19 protein-coding genes are annotated in these 17,359 nt (G+C 42.1%); 16 read left to right on the top strand and 3 right to left on the bottom strand.

Annotated features, from left to right (window positions below):
• Positions 1 to 29: 29 nt before the first annotated feature.
• Positions 30 to 248: a SlyX family protein gene (locus tag BTA34_RS15310; protein WP_023583298.1), complete on the bottom strand. Its 219-nt coding sequence runs from the start codon at positions 246 to 248 to the stop codon at positions 30 to 32.
• Between the two features lie 334 nt (positions 249 to 582).
• On the opposite strand from BTA34_RS15310, the gene fkpA reads away from it, so the two are divergent.
• A complete protein-coding gene (fkpA, locus tag BTA34_RS15305) occupies positions 583 to 1,335 on the top strand; it encodes an FKBP-type peptidyl-prolyl cis-trans isomerase (RefSeq protein WP_151436290.1) in 753 nt (250 codons plus the stop codon).
• 110 nt (positions 1,336 to 1,445) lie between these two features.
• Here the strand turns inward: fkpA and BTA34_RS15300 are convergent, their stop codons facing one another.
• Both BTA34_RS15300 and BTA34_RS18465 read right to left on the bottom strand, forming a co-directional pair.
• Positions 1,446 to 2,327, bottom strand: coding sequence for a DMT family transporter (locus tag BTA34_RS15300; protein WP_151436289.1), 882 nt, complete (start codon positions 2,325 to 2,327; stop codon positions 1,446 to 1,448).
• Positions 2,328 to 2,393: 66 nt separating this feature from the next.
• Positions 2,394 to 2,552 carry a hypothetical protein gene (locus tag BTA34_RS18465; RefSeq protein ID WP_160230766.1) on the bottom strand — a complete coding sequence of 53 codons (159 nt, stop codon included), beginning with the start codon at positions 2,550 to 2,552 and terminating at the stop codon, positions 2,394 to 2,396.
• 347 nt (positions 2,553 to 2,899) lie between these two features.
• Between BTA34_RS18465 and BTA34_RS15295 the strand changes: the two genes are divergently transcribed.
• The 15 genes from BTA34_RS15295 to rpoB all read left to right on the top strand — a co-directional run bounded on the left by BTA34_RS15295 (position 2,900) and on the right by rpoB (position 17,335).
• On the top strand, positions 2,900 to 3,604 hold the full coding sequence (locus tag BTA34_RS15295; protein WP_023583301.1) for a helix-turn-helix transcriptional regulator: 705 nt from the start codon (positions 2,900 to 2,902) through the stop codon (positions 3,602 to 3,604).
• A gap of 9 nt (positions 3,605 to 3,613) precedes the next feature.
• Positions 3,614 to 4,009, top strand: a complete 396-nt coding sequence (gene tusD, locus BTA34_RS15290) for a sulfurtransferase complex subunit TusD (RefSeq protein WP_151436288.1) — start codon at positions 3,614 to 3,616, stop codon at positions 4,007 to 4,009.
• Positions 4,009 to 4,377, top strand: a complete 369-nt coding sequence (gene tusC / locus BTA34_RS15285) for a sulfurtransferase complex subunit TusC (RefSeq protein ID WP_151436287.1) — start codon at positions 4,009 to 4,011, stop codon at positions 4,375 to 4,377. The genes tusD and tusC overlap by 1 nt, the downstream gene beginning before the upstream one ends.
• A 31-nt stretch (positions 4,378 to 4,408) precedes the next feature.
• Positions 4,409 to 4,702: a sulfurtransferase complex subunit TusB gene (gene tusB, locus BTA34_RS15280; RefSeq protein WP_151436286.1), complete on the top strand. Its 294-nt coding sequence runs from the start codon at positions 4,409 to 4,411 to the stop codon at positions 4,700 to 4,702.
• A 127-nt stretch (positions 4,703 to 4,829) separates the two neighbouring features.
• Positions 4,830 to 5,204 carry a 30S ribosomal protein S12 gene (gene rpsL, locus BTA34_RS15275; RefSeq protein WP_004236497.1) on the top strand — a complete coding sequence of 125 codons (375 nt, stop codon included), beginning with the start codon at positions 4,830 to 4,832 and terminating at the stop codon, positions 5,202 to 5,204.
• A 99-nt stretch (positions 5,205 to 5,303) separates the two neighbouring features.
• Positions 5,304 to 5,774 (top strand): 30S ribosomal protein S7, encoded by a 471-nt coding sequence (gene rpsG / locus BTA34_RS15270; protein WP_004246897.1) that lies wholly within the window; start codon positions 5,304 to 5,306, stop codon positions 5,772 to 5,774.
• Positions 5,775 to 5,852: 78 nt separating this feature from the next.
• Positions 5,853 to 7,967: an elongation factor G gene (gene fusA, locus BTA34_RS15265; protein WP_151436285.1), complete on the top strand. Its 2,115-nt coding sequence runs from the start codon at positions 5,853 to 5,855 to the stop codon at positions 7,965 to 7,967.
• Between the two features lie 67 nt (positions 7,968 to 8,034).
• Entirely contained in the window at positions 8,035 to 9,219 is a 1,185-nt protein-coding gene (gene tuf, locus BTA34_RS15260) for an elongation factor Tu (RefSeq protein WP_151436284.1), read from the top strand.
• A gap of 273 nt (positions 9,220 to 9,492) precedes the next feature.
• Complete coding sequence (gene secE / locus BTA34_RS15255; protein WP_023583091.1) at positions 9,493 to 9,870, top strand: preprotein translocase subunit SecE; 378 nt, start codon at positions 9,493 to 9,495, stop codon at positions 9,868 to 9,870.
• Positions 9,871 to 9,877: 7 nt separating this feature from the next.
• Complete coding sequence (gene nusG, locus BTA34_RS15250) at positions 9,878 to 10,423, top strand: transcription termination/antitermination protein NusG (RefSeq protein ID WP_004246900.1); 546 nt, start codon at positions 9,878 to 9,880, stop codon at positions 10,421 to 10,423.
• 146 nt (positions 10,424 to 10,569) lie between these two features.
• Positions 10,570 to 10,998, top strand: coding sequence for a 50S ribosomal protein L11 (gene rplK, locus BTA34_RS15245; RefSeq protein WP_006534703.1), 429 nt, complete (start codon positions 10,570 to 10,572; stop codon positions 10,996 to 10,998).
• Between the two features lie 4 nt (positions 10,999 to 11,002).
• The gene (gene rplA, locus BTA34_RS15240; protein ID WP_151436283.1) at positions 11,003 to 11,704 is read left to right on the top strand and encodes a 50S ribosomal protein L1; all 702 of its coding nucleotides are present in this window, start codon (positions 11,003 to 11,005) and stop codon (positions 11,702 to 11,704) included.
• Between the two features lie 326 nt (positions 11,705 to 12,030).
• A complete protein-coding gene (rplJ, locus tag BTA34_RS15235; protein ID WP_006534706.1) occupies positions 12,031 to 12,528 on the top strand; it encodes a 50S ribosomal protein L10 in 498 nt (165 codons plus the stop codon).
• Between the two features lie 63 nt (positions 12,529 to 12,591).
• The gene (gene rplL / locus BTA34_RS15230) at positions 12,592 to 12,957 is read left to right on the top strand and encodes a 50S ribosomal protein L7/L12 (protein ID WP_023583093.1); all 366 of its coding nucleotides are present in this window, start codon (positions 12,592 to 12,594) and stop codon (positions 12,955 to 12,957) included.
• Positions 12,958 to 13,306: 349 nt separating this feature from the next.
• Positions 13,307 to 17,335, top strand: a complete 4,029-nt coding sequence (gene rpoB, locus BTA34_RS15225; protein ID WP_072071066.1) for a DNA-directed RNA polymerase subunit beta — start codon at positions 13,307 to 13,309, stop codon at positions 17,333 to 17,335.
• Positions 17,336 to 17,359 lie beyond the last annotated feature (24 nt).

The following is a 17,359-nucleotide window of genomic DNA, read 5'->3' as shown; positions in this document are numbered from 1 at the left end:
CAGTTTTGATATTAACAGCGAACAATGACTTAATAGTGAGGCGGAGGCGTTTCATCCTCAGGTCTAGCGAGTATTGAGGTCTGAGAATTTTTTAGACGCTCAGAAACAATTTTTAAGGCTTCTTTAAAACGGCTAATTTCAATTTGCTGCTGTGTGACCACCTGATTTAATTCTTCAATAGTCGCATCTTGGAAAGCAACTTTGCTTTCTAATTGAATGAGCAATCGCTCTACTTCCTTAATATCCATTGTGTTTTTCCTCCTTCAAAATGTCCTATTACGACGAATATGATTAACAAATATTGAGAAATTTAATCTTATTTACTGATATATACACAGGAAGACATAAATCTGGTTTGAGATAAAAGACTATTTTGCTAATGTGATAGCACTCTGTGCTGACAAAAATCCTAACATTAACTGTTAAGGGTGTCGGCAAATTTTTTAAATTCATAAGAAATTGCTACCTGCGGATGAGATCTATACCGCGACGACAGCAAGACGTGATGCAAAACGTTTAAGCGAAGATCTACGATGATCGTTGATAAACGTAGCGACTCACTAACATATACTGGAGAATGGGATGAAATCTTTATTAAAAACGACGTTGCTGGCAACCAGTTTAGCTTTCGCATTCAGTGCGCCTCATGCATTCGCTGAAGAAGCAGCCGCTAAAGTGCCAACACTAAATAGTGCATTTAAAACTCAAAATGAGCAAAATGCCTATGCGTTAGGCGCGTCGATGGGTCGCTATATGGAAGCTGCATTACAAGAACAAAAAAATATTGGTATTACTTTAGATTCTAAACAACTGTTAGCAGGTGTTCAGGATGCATTTAATAGTAAATCAAAATTATCAGACTCTGAAATTGAATTAACATTAGCGGCTTTTGAAGATCAAGTTCGTAATGCTGCAACAGTAAAAATGGAAAAAGAAGCGACTGAGAACAAAGCTGCGGGTGATAAATTCCGTACAGAGTTTGCAGCGGAAAAAGGTGTGGTAAAAACTAAATCAGGCTTACTATATTTAGTTGAAAATCCTGGTAAAGGTAAAACACCAACAGATGCTGATCGCGTGACTGTAAACTACAAAGGCATGCTGATTGATGGTAAACAATTTGATAGCTCTTATGATCGCAACGAACCTCTGACTATTAGCCTAAAAAGCGTTATTCCTGGCTGGACTGAAGGTATGAAGTACATCAAAGAAGGCGGTAAAATCAAGTTAGTTATTCCACCAGAATTAGGCTACGGACAACGTGCAACAAGTGGTATTCCAGCTAACTCAACATTAGTCTTTGAAGTTGAATTACTGAGTGTTGAAAGCGATAAGTAATTCGCTTATCTCTAATATCGCTAAAAAATGCTGACATTGATGTCAGCATTTTTATTTCTAATGTATAGCTCATCATTTATTAATGCATAGTGCGCATAGTGAATATAGAGTTAGTCTACGGCCTCTTCGACAATAATGGCTTTGGGTTTTTTAAAAACAAACAGCAAGCCTACAATGATAGCCCCCATTCCCGCTAAACTCAGCCAAGACATCTTATTACCTAAGAAAATATAATCCATTAATGCTGTTACGCCAGGTACTAAATAAAATAAGCTAGTGACGTTAACTAAGTTACCTGTTGTGAGTAAGCGGTATAGTAGCAATTGAGCAACAACAGAAATGATCACGGCAAGCCAAAGAACAGGAATGACAAAGCCAATATCGAATGAAGCATGAAAAGGCTGGAATGGCACAAATAACAAGCACAACATAAGGCTAATCACATATTGTAGCGGTAGGGCATCCATTGGTGCTAATTGCAGTTTTTTCTGTGAGATTGCACCGAAGCTCATACAAAGTAGTGCGACTAACGCATAAATCATTCCCGTTAATGAAAGGGCTGTATTAAATAGGCTTTGGGCAACCACTAACACTAATCCAGCTAAGGCGATTAAAAGCCCTAATAGCCGTGTCGCGGTAAAATTCCGCTCGATTATCCATAGTGTGATAATCGGTTGAACACCCATGATTGTGGCTAACATTCCCGGTGTAATACTATTCGCGAGTGCCAAAAGATAACAGATGGAATAACCACCAATAATCAGTAAACCGACCCATGCGGTTTTCAAACGGCTTCCTTTGGGAGGCAAAAAACGATGACGCTGAATACATAGGATAGAAAGAAAGGCTAAAGCGATAATAAAACGCCAAGTTAAAATAGCAAATGAACTACCGTTATCTAGACCCCAGCGAGAAAAGATAGCGCCACTACTCCATAATAAAACGAATAATGTCGTTGGGCCGAATTTTGCCCAATATTGACGTAAGTACATGATGATATACCTGTAAAACAAGCAATAAGAGAGCTTGATTATTTTTAATGATTATTAGCGAATTAACTAAGCAACGTGAGTTGCAACAACAACCGTTGTATTGACTACAACCACTTTCACTGGCGGAGGTGGTGAAGCGAGGATCTCAATAGGTATAGAAGCAACAGAAATTAATCCTATTATTGATGAAGTTTGCTGAGATTGGCATATCATCAGTAAATTCATAGGATTAATCACTCGTTAAAATAACAATGACTTGGAATATAGGTAATCTATTCAATAGTGTCAATTCTTATTATAACCACCCCTAAAAAGGGAAGTTTGCAACAATAAAAGCTGGAAATGAGTACAAAATATAAAGAAAAATGAAAAAAGCTGTGACCTATCACAAAGCTATTATTCTAAGTCACTTGACGTAGATCTTCTGGCGATCTAACGTCAGGATCGTTCTTAATTCTGTTTTTATATTTAAATTTTTTTAATATTGAATTGATCCGCAATGACGAATCGTTATAAAAAATAGAACCTCAAGTCATTATCATAATTAAAGCCTTTAAGGATTATATAATCAAATGTCTAGCCCGTTATTTAATGGTGACAGCAGCGAGTTTGAAAAACTAGATAGCCGACCTTTTACTCAAACTGATCACGAAATACTAAAGTCCTATGAAGCTGCCGTGGATGGTTTGGCAATGCTCATCGGCAATCATTGCGAAATCGTATTGCACTCTCTGGAAGATTTGAAATGTTCAGCGGTTAAAATCGCGAATGGAGAACATACTGGTCGTAAGATTGGTTCTCCAATTACCGATTTGGCATTACAAATGTTACATGACATCACAGATGAAGATTCAAGTTTTTCAAAGGCTTATTTTACTAGAGCAAAAAGTGGTGCATTGATGAAGTCAATCACGATTGCCATTCGTAATCGTGAACGTCGTGTCATTGGTTTATTGTGTATTAATATGAACCTTGATGTTCCATTCTCTGAAATAATCAAAACCTTTATTCCTGAAGAAACACATGAAGTTGCATCTGATGTTAACTTTGCCTCATCTGTTGATGATTTAGTGGCTCAAACATTAGAGTTCACGATTGAAGAAGTAAATAATGATCGTGAAGTCGCGAATAATGCCAAGAATAAACAAGTCGTGTTAAGCCTTTATGAGAAAGGTATTTTTGATATTAAAGATGCCATTAATCAGGTTGCAGACCGTTTAAATATCTCAAAACATACTGTGTATCTCTATATTCGCCAATTTAAAAATGGAGAATAAGGCAACATTATGAGTTCCTTGACATATTGTTTAGTGGTTACGGGGCCTCATTACGGAACTGAACAAGCTTCAAGTGCCTATTTATTTGCCAATGCCCTTCTTGAAAAAGGGCATCAAATTGCACAAATCTTCTTTTATCGGGAAGGTGTTGTGAACGCGAATAAACTGGTATCGCCTGCAAATGATGAATTTGATCTTCCTAAAGCGTGGATTACCTTGGCGAAAAAACATCAAATTCCTTTGCATGTTTGTGTTGCTGCCGCATTACGTAGAGGAATTATCGATGAGCAGCAGGCCAAAGAGCAAGAAGTGGATAGCTATAACATGGCATCTGAATTTGAGTTAAGTGGTTTGGGTTCACTGGCTCAAGCGATGTTGACCTGTTCCCGTGTGGTGCAATTTTAATGAAGAAAATGAATTCGATCGCATTCCTTTTTACTCAAGCACCTCATGGTAATAGTGCAGGGCGAGAAGGTTTAGATGCTTTACTCGCAACCTCTGCATTAACAGAAGATATTGGTGTTTTTTTTATCTCTGATGGTGTATTTCAACTTGTTGAAAATCAACAGCCTGAAGGGGTACTGTCACGTCATCATGCTGCAACATTTAAAGTGCTACCCTTGTATGATGTGACAAACGTCTATATATCACAGAAGGACATGGCTCATCGTGGATTATCCTCTCAAACTTCTTTTGTGTTGGATGCACAGGTGATATCCCAACAAGATATTGCTCAAAAATTGAGTGAATATGATGTGGTATTGCGCTTTTAATACAGAAGTTAGTCAGGAAGGTTGAACGGTTATGTTGTATACTTATTCCGTCTCTATTTATCAAAGTGATTTAGAGGCTTTTTTATCTTTATTGACAAAAGAAGATGATGTTTTGTTAATACAAGATGGAGTACTGGCAGTCCTTGAAGACAATCCTTTATTAAAACATTGCCTTCAACAGCAAATTTCAGTTTACGCATTAATTGATGATGTTTTGGCAAGAGGCTTAAAAGATCAAGTATCTCATCATATTAAACTCATCAATTATGGTGATTTTGTCGATTTAACGGTAAAACACCCCCAACAAATTCATTGGGGAGCGTAGAATTGCTGTATAATTCTTGACACATGAGCCTGTCAGCAATAAAATTCTGCGTCCTCATGTTTTGTCTTGTTGACAAGACAGAGTTCAAATCCGTGTTTACGAAGCAAAAACCAGGAGCTTTTTTTAAATGGCAACTATTAATCAGCTGGTACGCAAATCTCGTAGCTCGAAAGTTGTTAAAAGCAACGTTCCAGCTCTGGAAGCTTGCCCGCAAAAACGTGGCGTATGTACTCGTGTATATACTACCACTCCAAAAAAACCAAACTCAGCACTGCGTAAAGTATGCCGTGTGCGTTTGACTAACGGTTTCGAAGTTTCTTCCTACATCGGTGGTGAAGGCCACAACTTGCAGGAGCACTCCGTAATCTTAATCCGTGGTGGTCGTGTTAAAGACTTACCAGGTGTGCGTTACCACACTGTTCGCGGCGCGCTGGACTGTTCTGGTGTTAAAGACCGTAAACAAGCTCGTTCTAAGTACGGTGTGAAGAAGCCAAAGGCTTAATGGTTCTCCGTTAAGTAAGGCCAAACATTTTTTCACAAATAATGTCAAAATAAACTCATTGAGTTTTGGACAACCCTGAATTTTAAACGGAGTATTTCCATGCCACGTCGTCGTGTAATTGGTCAACGTAAAATTCTGCCAGATCCTAAGTTCGGATCAGAACTGCTGGCTAAATTTGTAAACATTCTGATGGTAGACGGTAAAAAATCTACTGCGGAATCTATCGTATATAATGCGCTTGAGACCCTGGCTCAGCGTTCAGGCAAAACTGAACTGGAAGCGTTCGAAATCGCATTAGATAACGTACGTCCTACAGTGGAAGTTAAATCCCGCCGTGTTGGTGGTTCAACTTACCAAGTTCCAGTTGAAGTACGCCCAGTTCGTCGTAATGCATTAGCAATGCGTTGGATTGTTGAAGCTGCTCGTAAACGCGGTGATAAATCCATGGCTCTTCGCCTGGCAAATGAATTATCTGATGCGGCTGAAAACAAAGGCGCTGCTGTTAAGAAACGTGAAGACGTTCACCGTATGGCAGATGCAAACAAGGCGTTCGCACACTACCGTTGGTAATCCACGGAGTATTGCAACTCTTTTCAGGACAGCTCTGCTGTCCTTTACCTGAATTGAACGCCCACGAGAGAGGAAAAAATGGCTCGTCAAACCCCCATAGCACGCTACCGTAATATCGGTATCAGTGCGCACATCGATGCCGGTAAAACCACTACAAGTGAACGTATTCTGTTTTATACCGGTGTAAACCATAAAATTGGTGAAACTCACGAAGGTTCAGCAACAATGGACTGGATGGAGCAGGAGCAGGAACGTGGTATTACTATCACATCCGCAGCAACTACTGCATTCTGGTCTGGTATGGCTAAACAGTTTGAGCCTCACCGTGTAAACATCATCGACACCCCGGGACACGTTGACTTCACAATCGAAGTAGAACGTTCTATGCGTGTTCTTGATGGCGCGGTTATGGTTTACTGTGCAGTTGGTGGTGTTCAGCCTCAGTCAGAAACAGTATGGCGCCAGGCTAACAAATATCATGTACCACGTATCGCGTTCGTTAACAAAATGGACCGTATGGGTGCAAACTTCCTGCGTGTTGTTGAGCAAATCAAAACACGTCTGGCAGCAAACCCAGTTCCACTGCAAATCCCAGTAGGTGCTGAAGAAGATTTCACCGGTGTTGTTGACTTAATTAAAATGAAAGCAATCCGTTGGAATGAAGAAGACCAAGGTGTTACTTTCGAATACGAAGACATTCCTGCAGATCTACAAGATTTAGCTGAAGAATGGCACAACAACCTGGTTGAATCTGCTGCTGAAGCATCAGAAGAACTGATGGACAAATATCTGGGCGGTGAAGAACTGACAGAAGCAGAAATTAAAGCTGCTCTGCGTAAACGCGTTCTAGATAACGAAATTATCCTGGTTACCTGTGGTTCTGCATTTAAGAACAAAGGTGTTCAGGCAATGCTGGATGCGGTAATTGAATACCTGCCAGCACCAACAGATGTACCTGCAATCAATGGTATCTTACCAGACGGTAAAGATACTCCAGCAGAACGTCATTCAAGCGACGAAGAGCCATTCTCATCTCTGGCATTCAAAATCGCAACTGACCCATTTGTTGGTAACTTAACATTCTTCCGTGTGTACTCTGGTGTGATTAACTCAGGTGACACAGTTCTGAACCCGGTTAAAGACAAAAAAGAACGTTTTGGCCGTATTGTTCAGATGCATGCTAACAAGCGTGAAGAAATTAAAGAAGTTCGTGCGGGCGACATCGCTGCTGCTATCGGTCTGAAAGACGTAACTACAGGTGATACTCTGTGTGCGATTGATGCACCAATCATCTTAGAACGTATGGAATTCCCAGAGCCAGTAATCTCTGTTGCTATCGAACCTAAGACTAAAGTTGACCAAGAAAAAATGGGTATCGCTCTGAACCGTCTGGCTCAAGAAGATCCATCTTTCCGCGTATCAAGCGACGAAGAAACTGGTCAAACTATCATTGCTGGTATGGGTGAGCTGCACTTAGACGTGTTAGTTGACCGTATGCGTCGTGAATTTAAAGTTGAAGCGAACGTAGGTAAACCACAGGTTGCTTACCGTGAAACTATTCGTGATACAGTAACTGATATCGAAGGTAAGCACGCGAAACAATCTGGTGGTCGTGGTCAGTACGGTCATGTTGTTATCGACCTGTCTCCATTACCAGCAGGTGGTGAAGAGAACTACGTATTTATCAACGATATCGTTGGTGGTGTAATTCCTAAAGAATTCATCCCAGCTGTTGATAAAGGTATTCAAGAACAGCTGAAATCTGGTCCATTAGCAGGTTACCCTGTTGTGGATATTCAGGCTCGTTTACATTATGGTTCTTACCATGATGTTGACTCCTCAGAAATCGCGTTTAAAATTGCCGCATCAATGGCATTTAAAGACGGCTTCATGAAAGCTAAGCCAATTCTGCTTGAGCCAGTCATGAAAGTTGAGATTGAAACGCCAGAAGATTACATGGGCGACGTTATCGGTGACTTAAACCGTCGTCGTGGTATGGTTGAAGGTATGGACGATCTGCCTACCGGTAAGATCATCCGTGCTCAAGTACCACTGGCTGAAATGTTCGGTTATGCAACTGACCTGCGTTCACAAACTCAGGGTCGTGCTTCTTACTCTATGGAGTTCTTGAAGTACAACGAAGCGCCTAGCAACGTCGCTCAGGCTATTATCGAAGCTCGTAAAGCGAAATAAGATCCTTTCGAGTTCAATTTAGTTTACGCTCCCTCTACTCGAGGGAGCGATATTAAGGAATATAGTCGTGTCTAAAGAAAAATTTGAACGTTCCAAACCGCACGTTAACGTTGGTACTATCGGCCACGTTGACCACGGTAAAACAACTCTGACTGCTGCAATCACTACAGTTTTAGCTAAAACTTACGGTGGTTCTGCTCGTGCATTCGATCAAATCGATAACGCACCAGAAGAAAAAGCACGTGGTATCACCATCTCTACTTCACACGTAGAATATGACACACCAACTCGTCACTACGCACACGTAGACTGCCCAGGTCACGCCGACTATGTTAAAAACATGATCACCGGTGCTGCGCAAATGGACGGTGCTATTCTGGTTGTTGCTGCAACTGATGGTCCTATGCCACAAACTCGTGAGCACATCCTGTTAGGTCGTCAGGTTGGTGTTCCTTACATCATCGTATTCCTGAACAAATGTGACATGGTTGATGATGAAGAGCTGTTAGAATTAGTAGAAATGGAAGTTCGTGAACTTCTGTCTCAATACGATTTCCCAGGCGATGACACTCCAGTTATCCGTGGTTCAGCGCTGAAAGCACTGGAAGGCGAAGCAGAGTGGGAAGCAAAAATTGTTGAATTAGCAGAAGCACTGGATTCTTATATCCCAGAACCAGAGCGTGCAATTGACAAACCATTCCTGTTACCAATCGAAGACGTATTCTCAATCTCAGGTCGTGGTACAGTAGTAACAGGCCGTGTAGAGCGTGGTGTTGTTAAAGTTGGTGAAGAAGTTGAAATCGTTGGTATCAAACCAACAGTTAAAACAACTTGTACTGGCGTTGAAATGTTCCGTAAATTACTTGACGAAGGTCGTGCAGGTGAGAACGTTGGTGTTCTTCTGCGTGGTACTAAACGTGAAGAAATCGAACGTGGACAGGTACTGGCAAAACCAGGTTCAATCAAGCCACACACTAAATTCGAATCAGAAGTATATATTCTGAGCAAAGATGAAGGTGGTCGTCACACTCCATTCTTCAAAGGCTACCGTCCACAGTTCTACTTCCGTACAACTGACGTAACTGGTACTATCGAATTACCAGAAGGCGTAGAAATGGTAATGCCAGGTGACAACATCAACATGATCGTTGAACTGATTCACCCAATCGCGATGGACGACGGTTTACGTTTCGCTATCCGTGAAGGTGGCCGTACAGTAGGTGCGGGCGTTGTTGCTAAAGTATTAGGTTAATTACTCGCGTAATTTCCTAAAAAAGGGCATCAATTGATGCCCTTTTTATGCGTTGTTTGAAAAAGAACCTATCTCATCACTAGTTTGTTGTAAATTATTGGTGAGATAGGCTCTGATACAACGAATCGAGTCCAGTATCTTGCAGATACGAATGTCATAGAGATATGACACTGTGTCAGATGCAATCATAGTTGATTTTATGGTTAGTCTGATTTGTTTTGCTCTTGCGAGGCAAGCTGGCTATTTATTTACATCATAGTGACAGGTTAATTTATGAGTGCGAATAGCGGAGCTCAAGATAGCAAACGCGGTGGTGATATCGCTAAGTGGATCATTACCGTTTTATTGCTGGCAGTAGCAGTGGGTGGCAACTATCTTTACCGTGAATTTAACCTAGCGTTGCGAGCTTTAGCTGTTGTTGCTTTGTTCGTAGCAGCAGGTGGGATCGCGTTGTGGACAACACAAGGTAAAGCAACGTTAGCATTTGCTCGTGAAGCGCGTATTGAAATGCGTAAAGTAGTATGGCCAACACGTCAAGAAACATTGCAGACAACGCTGATTGTTGCTGCGGTGACGGCTATTGTGTCATTAGTTCTTTGGGGACTGGATGGCATTCTGGTTCGTTTTGTTTCATTTATTACTGGCCTGTGAGGTGTTCATGACTGATTCTCCAAAAAAACGCTGGTATGTCATTCAGGCATTTTCAGGCTTTGAAGGCCGTGTTGCACAGTCTCTGCGTGAACATATCAAATTAAACGAAATGGAAGACTCATTCGGCGAAGTTATGGTTCCAACCGAAGAAGTGGTTGAGATCCGTAGTGGTCAACGTCGCAAAAGTGAGCGTAAATTTTTCCCAGGTTATGTTCTTGTCCAAATGGTCATGAACGATGCAACTTGGCACTTAGTACGTAATGTACCTCGTGTTATGGGATTCATTGGCGGAACGTCAGACAGACCTGCACCAATTAGCGATAAAGAAGTTGATGCGATTATGAATCGCTTACAACAAGTTGGTGATAAACCGCGTCCTAAAACACTGTTTGAACCTGGTGAAATGGTTCGTGTTAGCGATGGTCCATTCGCTGACTTTAATGGTGTTGTTGAAGAAGTTGATTACGAAAAAAGCCGCTTAAAAGTCTCTGTATCAATCTTTGGTCGTGCAACACCAGTTGAATTAGACTTTAGTCAGGTTGAAAAAGGTTAAACCTTTTTACGCTGCTTTCTTGCAAAAGGTGGAAAAGTTATCTACAATTTTCCACCTTTCGTTTTGAGTTGTTTTGTCATAAGACAGAACAAAGTAAAATCGGGGAGCCCTAGCCGGGCGATATACCCAAATTGAGGAATTAATTAATGGCTAAGAAAGTCCAAGCCTATATCAAACTGCAAGTTTCTGCAGGTATGGCTAATCCAAGTCCACCAGTTGGTCCAGCTCTGGGTCAACAAGGTGTTAACATCATGGAATTCTGTAAAGCATTCAACGCTAAAACTGAAAGCGTAGAAAAAGGTTTACCAATTCCTGTTGTTATTACAGTTTACGCTGACCGTTCTTTCACTTTCGTTACCAAAACTCCTCCAGCAGCAGTTCTGCTGAAGAAAGCTGCGGGCGTGAAATCAGGTTCTGGCAAACCGAACAAAGAGAAAGTAGGTAAAATTACTTCTGCTCAAGTTCGTGAAATCGCAGAAACTAAAGCTGCGGACCTGACTGGTGCTGACGTTGAAGCTATGATGCGTTCAATTGCTGGTACTGCTCGTTCCATGGGCCTGGTAGTGGAGGATTAATCTGATGGCTAAACTAACCAAGCGCATGCGCAATATCCGTGAGAAAGTTGAAGTAACTAAACAGTACGAAATTGCTGAAGCTGTTGCTTTACTGAAAGAACTGGCTACTGCTAAATTCGTTGAGAGTGTTGACGTTGCTGTTAACCTTGGCATCGATGCACGTAAATCAGATCAAAACGTTCGTGGTGCAACTGTACTTCCACACGGTACTGGCCGTTCAGTTCGCGTTGCTGTATTCGCACAAGGTGCAAATGCAGAAGCTGCTAAAGAAGCAGGCGCTGAATTAGTCGGTATGGACGACTTAGCTGCTAAAGTTAAAGCTGGCGAAATGGACTTTGACGTTGTTATCGCATCTCCAGATGCAATGCGCGTTGTAGGTCAATTAGGTCAAATCCTTGGTCCACGCGGCTTAATGCCAAACCCGAAAGTGGGTACTGTAACACCTAACGTTGCTGAAGCAGTTAAAAATGCTAAAGCTGGTCAGGTTCGTTACCGTAACGACAAAAATGGTATTATCCATACCACTATCGGTAAAGTTGACTTCAACGAAGCTCAGTTGAAAGAAAACTTAGAAGCTCTGCTGGTTGCTCTGAAAAAAGCAAAACCATCAGCAGCGAAAGGCGTTTATATCAAGAAAGTAAGCCTGTCTACCACTATGGGTGCAGGTGTTGCGATTGATCAAGCTAGCTTAAACGCGACAGTTTAATCGTAGATTAGACTAAAGTCATAAAAGACTTTACCTTGGCGTCAAATTTGTATAGAATTTGACGCCTTGAGTTTAGCTATGTTGTATTTTATTCAAGTCAACATAACTAAATTCTCTGAATTTCGGTTGGAGTCTGGCCTATCCAGACCCCGTCCAAGACCGCAGGTGTAAGTAATTACTTAATTTTCCTGCGTAGACGGTGAGAGAGCCAATAAAGAATTATATATTCTGGATTCTACTCACCGTGTTTTAGCGCTTATACCATTGTGGTAATAAGTGATGTGAGTCCCGAGTTTGTACTCGGTTAATCCAGGAGCAAGAAGCTAATGGCACTAAATCTTCAAGACAAACAAGCGATTGTTGCTGAAGTCAGCGAAGTTGCCAAAGGTGCGCTTTCTGCAGTTGTTGCGGATTCCCGTGGCGTTACTGTAGCTAAAATGACCGAACTGCGTAAAGCATGTCGTGAAGCTGGCGTTACTGTACGTGTAGTACGTAACACTCTTCTGCGTCGTGCTGTTGAAGGTACTTCTTATGAAGTACTGAAAGATGCATTTGTTGGTCCAACCTTGATTGCATTTTCTGCTGAACATCCGGGCGCTGCTGCTCGTCTGTTCAAAGATTTCGCGAAAGCGAACCCAGCATTCGAGATTAAAGCGGCTGCCTTTGAAGGTGAGTTTATCCCAGGTTCGAACATCGATCGTCTGGCTACACTCCCAACTTACGATGAAGCAATCGCACGCCTGATGGCAACCATGAAAGAAGCCTCTGCAGGCAAATTGGTTCGCACTCTGGCTGCTCTGCGCGATCAGAAAGAAGCTGCTTAATAGCCAATTTCTTCGTTGCTTTATTTACGTATAAACTTTTTCTGAATTTTAGGAACACTTGTTATGTCTATTTCTAAAGACGATATCTTAAACGCAGTTGCTGAAATGTCTGTAATGGACGTTGTTGAACTGATCTCTATGATGGAAGAAAAATTCGGTGTATCTGCTGCTGCAGCTGTTGCTGTTGCTGCGGGTCCAGCAGAAGCTGCTGAAGAGAAAACTGAATTTGACGTTATCCTGAAAGCTATCGGCGGTAACAAAGTAGCAGTAATCAAAGCAGTACGTGGCGCTACCGGTCTTGGCCTGAAAGAAGCTAAAGACTTAGTAGAATCTGCACCAGCAGCTCTTAAAGAAGGCGTAAGCAAAGATGATGCTGAAGCTCTGAAGAAAGCTCTGGAAGAAGCAGGCGCTGAGGTTGAAGTTAAATAATTTAACTTCCCAGAGTGCAGCCTAACGGCTGATGGCTGGTGATTTTTTGGTCACCAGCCTTTTTGCGCTGTAAGGTAAGAGTCACTTTTTCACACTTTTTTGGTGTCTCATTACTTCAATATTTTTTGCTATTGACGACTTAATATACTGTGTTAGCCACTACGATCCACGTTCTCGAAAGCTCGGTAGTGATCTTGGCACAATGAAATGATTTAAGAGTAATAGCAATGAATATTCGGAAAATAGTTGTTTTCCTACCTACAAAAAAACAGTGTTTGCAGAATGTCGAGCCATCCTTAAAGTTAAGGACAGGCAGAGTGGGTCACTTTTCAGCGAGCTGAGGAACCCTATGGTTTACTCCTATACCGAGAAAAAACGTATTCGTAAGGATTTTGGTAAACGTCCACAAGTTCTGGATGTTCCCTATCTCCTTTCTATCCAACTTGACTCGTTCCAGAAGTTTATCGAGCAAGATCCTGATGGTCAAAACGGTCTGGAAGCAGCTTTCCGCTCCGTATTTCCTATCCAAAGCTACAGTGGTAACGCTGAATTACAATATGTCAGCTACCGCTTAGGCGAGCCTGTTTTTGATGTTAAAGAATGTCAGATCCGCGGTGTAACTTACTCAGCACCTTTGCGTGTAAAACTGCGTCTGGTCATTTATGAACGTGAAGCCCCAGAAGGCACCGTTAAAGACATCAAAGAACAAGAAGTCTATATGGGTGAAATCCCATTAATGACCGATAATGGTACCTTTGTTATCAATGGTACAGAGCGTGTTATCGTTTCCCAGTTACACCGTAGCCCTGGTGTGTTCTTTGATAGTGACAAAGGTAAAACACACTCTTCAGGTAAGGTACTGTATAACGCACGTATTATCCCTTATCGTGGCTCATGGTTAGACTTCGAATTCGACCCTAAAGATAACCTTTTTGTTCGTATTGACCGTCGCCGTAAATTACCTGCGACTATCATTTTACGCGCAATGAACTACAGCACCGAAGAAATCTTAGGTTTATTCTTCGAAAAAACATTGTTTGAAATCAGCAACAACAAGCTGATGATGACATTAGTGCCTGAACGTCTGCGTGGTGAAACTGCTTCATTTGATATTGAAGCAAACGGCAAAGTGTATGTCGAAAAAGGCCGTCGTATTACCGCTCGCCATATTCGTCAATTAGAAAAAGAACAAGTTGACCGCATTGAAGTACCTGTTGAATACATTGCAGGTAAAGTGGTTGCTCGTGACTATATTGATGAAGCGACAGGTGAACTGATTTGTGCTGCTAACATGGAAATCTCTTTAGATGTGTTAGCCCGCTTAAGTCAAGCTGGTCATAAAACGATTGAAACCCTGTTTACCAATGACTTAGATCATGGTGCTTATATTTCAGAAACTGTTCGCGTCGATCCTACAAACGATCGTTTAAGCGCATTAGTTGAAATCTATCGCATGATGCGTCCTGGTGAACCACCTACACGCGAAGCAGCTGAAAACTTATTTGAGAACTTATTCTTCTCTGAAGATCGTTACGATCTTTCTGCTGTTGGTCGTATGAAGTTCAACCGTTCGTTAAGCCGTGACGAAGTTGAAGGTTCTGGCATCCTGAGCCAAGAAGATATCATTGAAGTAATGAAAAAACTGATTGATATCCGTAATGGTAAAGGTGAAGTGGATGATATCGACCACTTAGGTAACCGTCGTATTCGTTCTGTTGGCGAAATGGCTGAAAACCAATTCCGTGTTGGTCTGGTGCGTGTTGAACGTGCAGTTAAAGAACGTCTGTCTTTAGGCGATCTTGATGCATTAATGCCACAAGATATGATCAACGCAAAACCGATTTCTGCTGCTGTCAAAGAATTCTTTGGTTCTAGCCAGTTATCACAGTTTATGGATCAGAATAACCCGCTATCAGAAATTACGCACAAACGTCGTATTTCTGCATTAGGCCCAGGTGGTTTGACCCGTGAACGTGCAGGCTTCGAAGTTCGAGACGTACACCCAACTCATTACGGTCGTGTGTGCCCAATCGAAACACCTGAAGGTCCAAACATCGGTCTTATCAACTCATTATCTGTTTACGCACAGACTAACGAGTACGGTTTCCTAGAAACGCCTTACCGTGTTGTTGAAAACAATGCTGTAACAGATGAAATTCATTATCTGTCTGCAATCGAAGAAGGTAACTTCATCATTGCTCAGGCTAACTCCGTATTAGACGATGATAATCACTTCGTTGAAGAATTAGTTACTTGCCGTCATAAAGGTGAGTCAAGCTTATTTAGTCGTGACCAAGTTCAGTACATGGACGTTTCAACCCAACAGGTTGTTTCTGTCGGTGCTTCACTGATCCCATTCCTTGAACACGATGACGCCAACCGTGCATTGATGGGTGCGAACATGCAACGTCAGGCTGTTCCTACACTTCGTGGTGATAAACCACTGGTAGGTACAGGTATGGAACGTGCGGTAGCGGTTGACTCCGGTGTTACTGCGGTTGCTAAACGTGGTGGTGTTGTTCAGTATGTTGATGCTTCTCGTATCGTTATCAAAGTTAACGAAGAAGAGACTTACGCTGGTGAAGCGGGCATCGATATCTACAGCTTGACTAAATACACTCGTTCTAACCAGAACACATGTATTAACCAAACTCCTTGCGTATCTTTAGGTGAACCTGTTGATCGTGGTGACGTGTTAGCCGATGGTCCTTCAACAGACCTTGGTGAGTTAGCATTAGGTCAAAACATGCGCGTGGCATTTATGCCATGGAATGGTTATAACTACGAGGACTCCATCCTTGTATCTGAACGTGTTGTTCAAGAAGATCGTTTCACTACTATCCACATTCAAGAACTCGCTTGTGTTTCTCGTGATACCAAGTTAGGGCCTGAAGAGATCACCGCTGATATCCCGAACGTCGGTGAAGCTGCGTTATCTAAACTGGATGAATCAGGTATCGTTTATATCGGTGCTGAAGTGAAAGGCGGTGACATTCTGGTTGGTAAAGTAACACCTAAAGGTGAAACTCAACTGACTCCAGAAGAGAAACTGCTGCGTGCTATCTTCGGTGAAAAAGCGTCTGATGTTAAAGATTCTTCTCTGCGTGTTCCTAATGGTGTGTCTGGTACTGTTATCGACGTACAAGTCTTCACCCGTGATGGCGTAGAAAAAGATAAACGTGCATTAGAAATCGAAGAATCACAGTTACGTGAAGTTAAGAAAGACTTAACTGAAGAACTGCGTATCTTTGAAGCTGGTCTATTCGCTCGTATCCGTGGTGTTCTGATTGCTGGCGGTATTGAAGCTGAGAAATTAGATAAATTACCTCGTGAACGTTGGTTAGAGCTGGGCATTGCGGATGAAGAGAAGCAAAACCAGTTAGAACAATTAGCAGAACAGTATGATGAACTGAAAGCTGAGTTCGCGAAGAAACTGGAAGCTAAACGCCGTAAAATCACTCAAGGCGATGATTTAGCACCAGGCGTGCTGAAAATCGTTAAGGTTTACCTGGCTGTTAAACGTCAGATCCAACCTGGTGATAAGATGGCGGGTCGTCATGGTAACAAGGGTGTTATCTCTAAGATTAACCCAATTGAAGACATGCCATACGATGAAAACGGTAATCCAGTAGACCTCGTACTGAACCCGCTGGGCGTACCATCACGTATGAACATCGGTCAGATCCTTGAAACTCACTTGGGTATGGCTGCTAAAGGTATCGGTGATAAGATCAACGCGATGCTGAAACAGCAACAAGAAGTTGCTAAATTACGTGAATTTATCCAGAAAGCTTACGATCTGGGTATGGCACCTCGTCAGAAAGTTGATCTGGACACCTTCAGCGATGAAGAAGTGTTACGTCTGGCTGAAAACCTGAAAAAAGGTATGCCAACCGCAACACCAGTGTTCGATGGTGCAGAAGAAATGGAAATTAAAGAGATGCTGAAATTAGCTGATCTTCCAACTTCTGGTCAGATTACACTTTTCGATGGTCGTACAGGTGAGCAATTTGAGCGCCCAGTAACCGTTGGTTACATGTACATGCTGAAACTGAACCACTTAGTTGATGACAAGATGCACGCCCGTTCTACTGGCTCGTACAGCTTGGTTACTCAGCAACCTCTTGGTGGTAAAGCACAGTTTGGTGGACAGCGTTTCGGGGAGATGGAAGTGTGGGCACTGGAAGCATACGGTGCAGCTTATACTCTTCAAGAAATGCTTACTGTTAAGTCAGATGACGTTAACGGTCGTACCAAAATGTACAAAAACATCGTTGATGGTAACCATCAGATGGAACCAGGTATGCCAGAGTCGTTCAACGTATTGTTGAAAGAGATCCGTTCACTGGGTATCAACATCGAATTGGAAGACGAATAACGGATTCCATATAGACAGACTGCT

Origin of the sequence: Proteus sp. CD3 (assembly GCF_008808075.1) — a bacterium.
GTDB classification, from domain to species: domain Bacteria; phylum Pseudomonadota; class Gammaproteobacteria; order Enterobacterales; family Enterobacteriaceae; genus Proteus; species Proteus appendicitidis.
This window is presented reverse-complemented; position numbering and strand designations above follow the sequence as displayed.

What these genes read in the sequence shown, in the direction of transcription:
- rpsL (WP_004236497.1), top strand. Translation starts at nt 4,830, where the DNA reads ATGGCAACTATTAATCAGCTGGTACGCAAATCTCGTAGCTCGAAAGTT.
- nusG (WP_004246900.1), top strand. Translation starts at nt 9,878, where the DNA reads ATGACTGATTCTCCAAAAAAACGCTGGTATGTCATTCAGGCATTTTCA.
- secE (WP_023583091.1), top strand. Translation starts at nt 9,493, where the DNA reads ATGAGTGCGAATAGCGGAGCTCAAGATAGCAAACGCGGTGGTGATATC.
- fkpA (WP_151436290.1), top strand. Translation starts at nt 583, where the DNA reads ATGAAATCTTTATTAAAAACGACGTTGCTGGCAACCAGTTTAGCTTTC.
- tusD (WP_151436288.1), top strand. Translation starts at nt 3,614, where the DNA reads ATGAGTTCCTTGACATATTGTTTAGTGGTTACGGGGCCTCATTACGGA.
- tusB (WP_151436286.1), top strand. Translation starts at nt 4,409, where the DNA reads ATGTTGTATACTTATTCCGTCTCTATTTATCAAAGTGATTTAGAGGCT.
- fusA (WP_151436285.1), top strand. Translation starts at nt 5,853, where the DNA reads ATGGCTCGTCAAACCCCCATAGCACGCTACCGTAATATCGGTATCAGT.
- tusC (WP_151436287.1), top strand. Translation starts at nt 4,009, where the DNA reads ATGAAGAAAATGAATTCGATCGCATTCCTTTTTACTCAAGCACCTCAT.
- BTA34_RS18465 (WP_160230766.1), bottom strand. Translation starts at nt 2,552, where the DNA reads ATGAATTTACTGATGATATGCCAATCTCAGCAAACTTCATCAATAATA.
- BTA34_RS15295 (WP_023583301.1), top strand. Translation starts at nt 2,900, where the DNA reads ATGTCTAGCCCGTTATTTAATGGTGACAGCAGCGAGTTTGAAAAACTA.
- rplK (WP_006534703.1), top strand. Translation starts at nt 10,570, where the DNA reads ATGGCTAAGAAAGTCCAAGCCTATATCAAACTGCAAGTTTCTGCAGGT.
- rplL (WP_023583093.1), top strand. Translation starts at nt 12,592, where the DNA reads ATGTCTATTTCTAAAGACGATATCTTAAACGCAGTTGCTGAAATGTCT.
- BTA34_RS15310 (WP_023583298.1), bottom strand. Translation starts at nt 248, where the DNA reads ATGGATATTAAGGAAGTAGAGCGATTGCTCATTCAATTAGAAAGCAAA.
- rplJ (WP_006534706.1), top strand. Translation starts at nt 12,031, where the DNA reads ATGGCACTAAATCTTCAAGACAAACAAGCGATTGTTGCTGAAGTCAGC.
- rpoB (WP_072071066.1), top strand. Translation starts at nt 13,307, where the DNA reads ATGGTTTACTCCTATACCGAGAAAAAACGTATTCGTAAGGATTTTGGT.
- rplA (WP_151436283.1), top strand. Translation starts at nt 11,003, where the DNA reads ATGGCTAAACTAACCAAGCGCATGCGCAATATCCGTGAGAAAGTTGAA.
- rpsG (WP_004246897.1), top strand. Translation starts at nt 5,304, where the DNA reads ATGCCACGTCGTCGTGTAATTGGTCAACGTAAAATTCTGCCAGATCCT.
- BTA34_RS15300 (WP_151436289.1), bottom strand. Translation starts at nt 2,327, where the DNA reads ATGTACTTACGTCAATATTGGGCAAAATTCGGCCCAACGACATTATTC.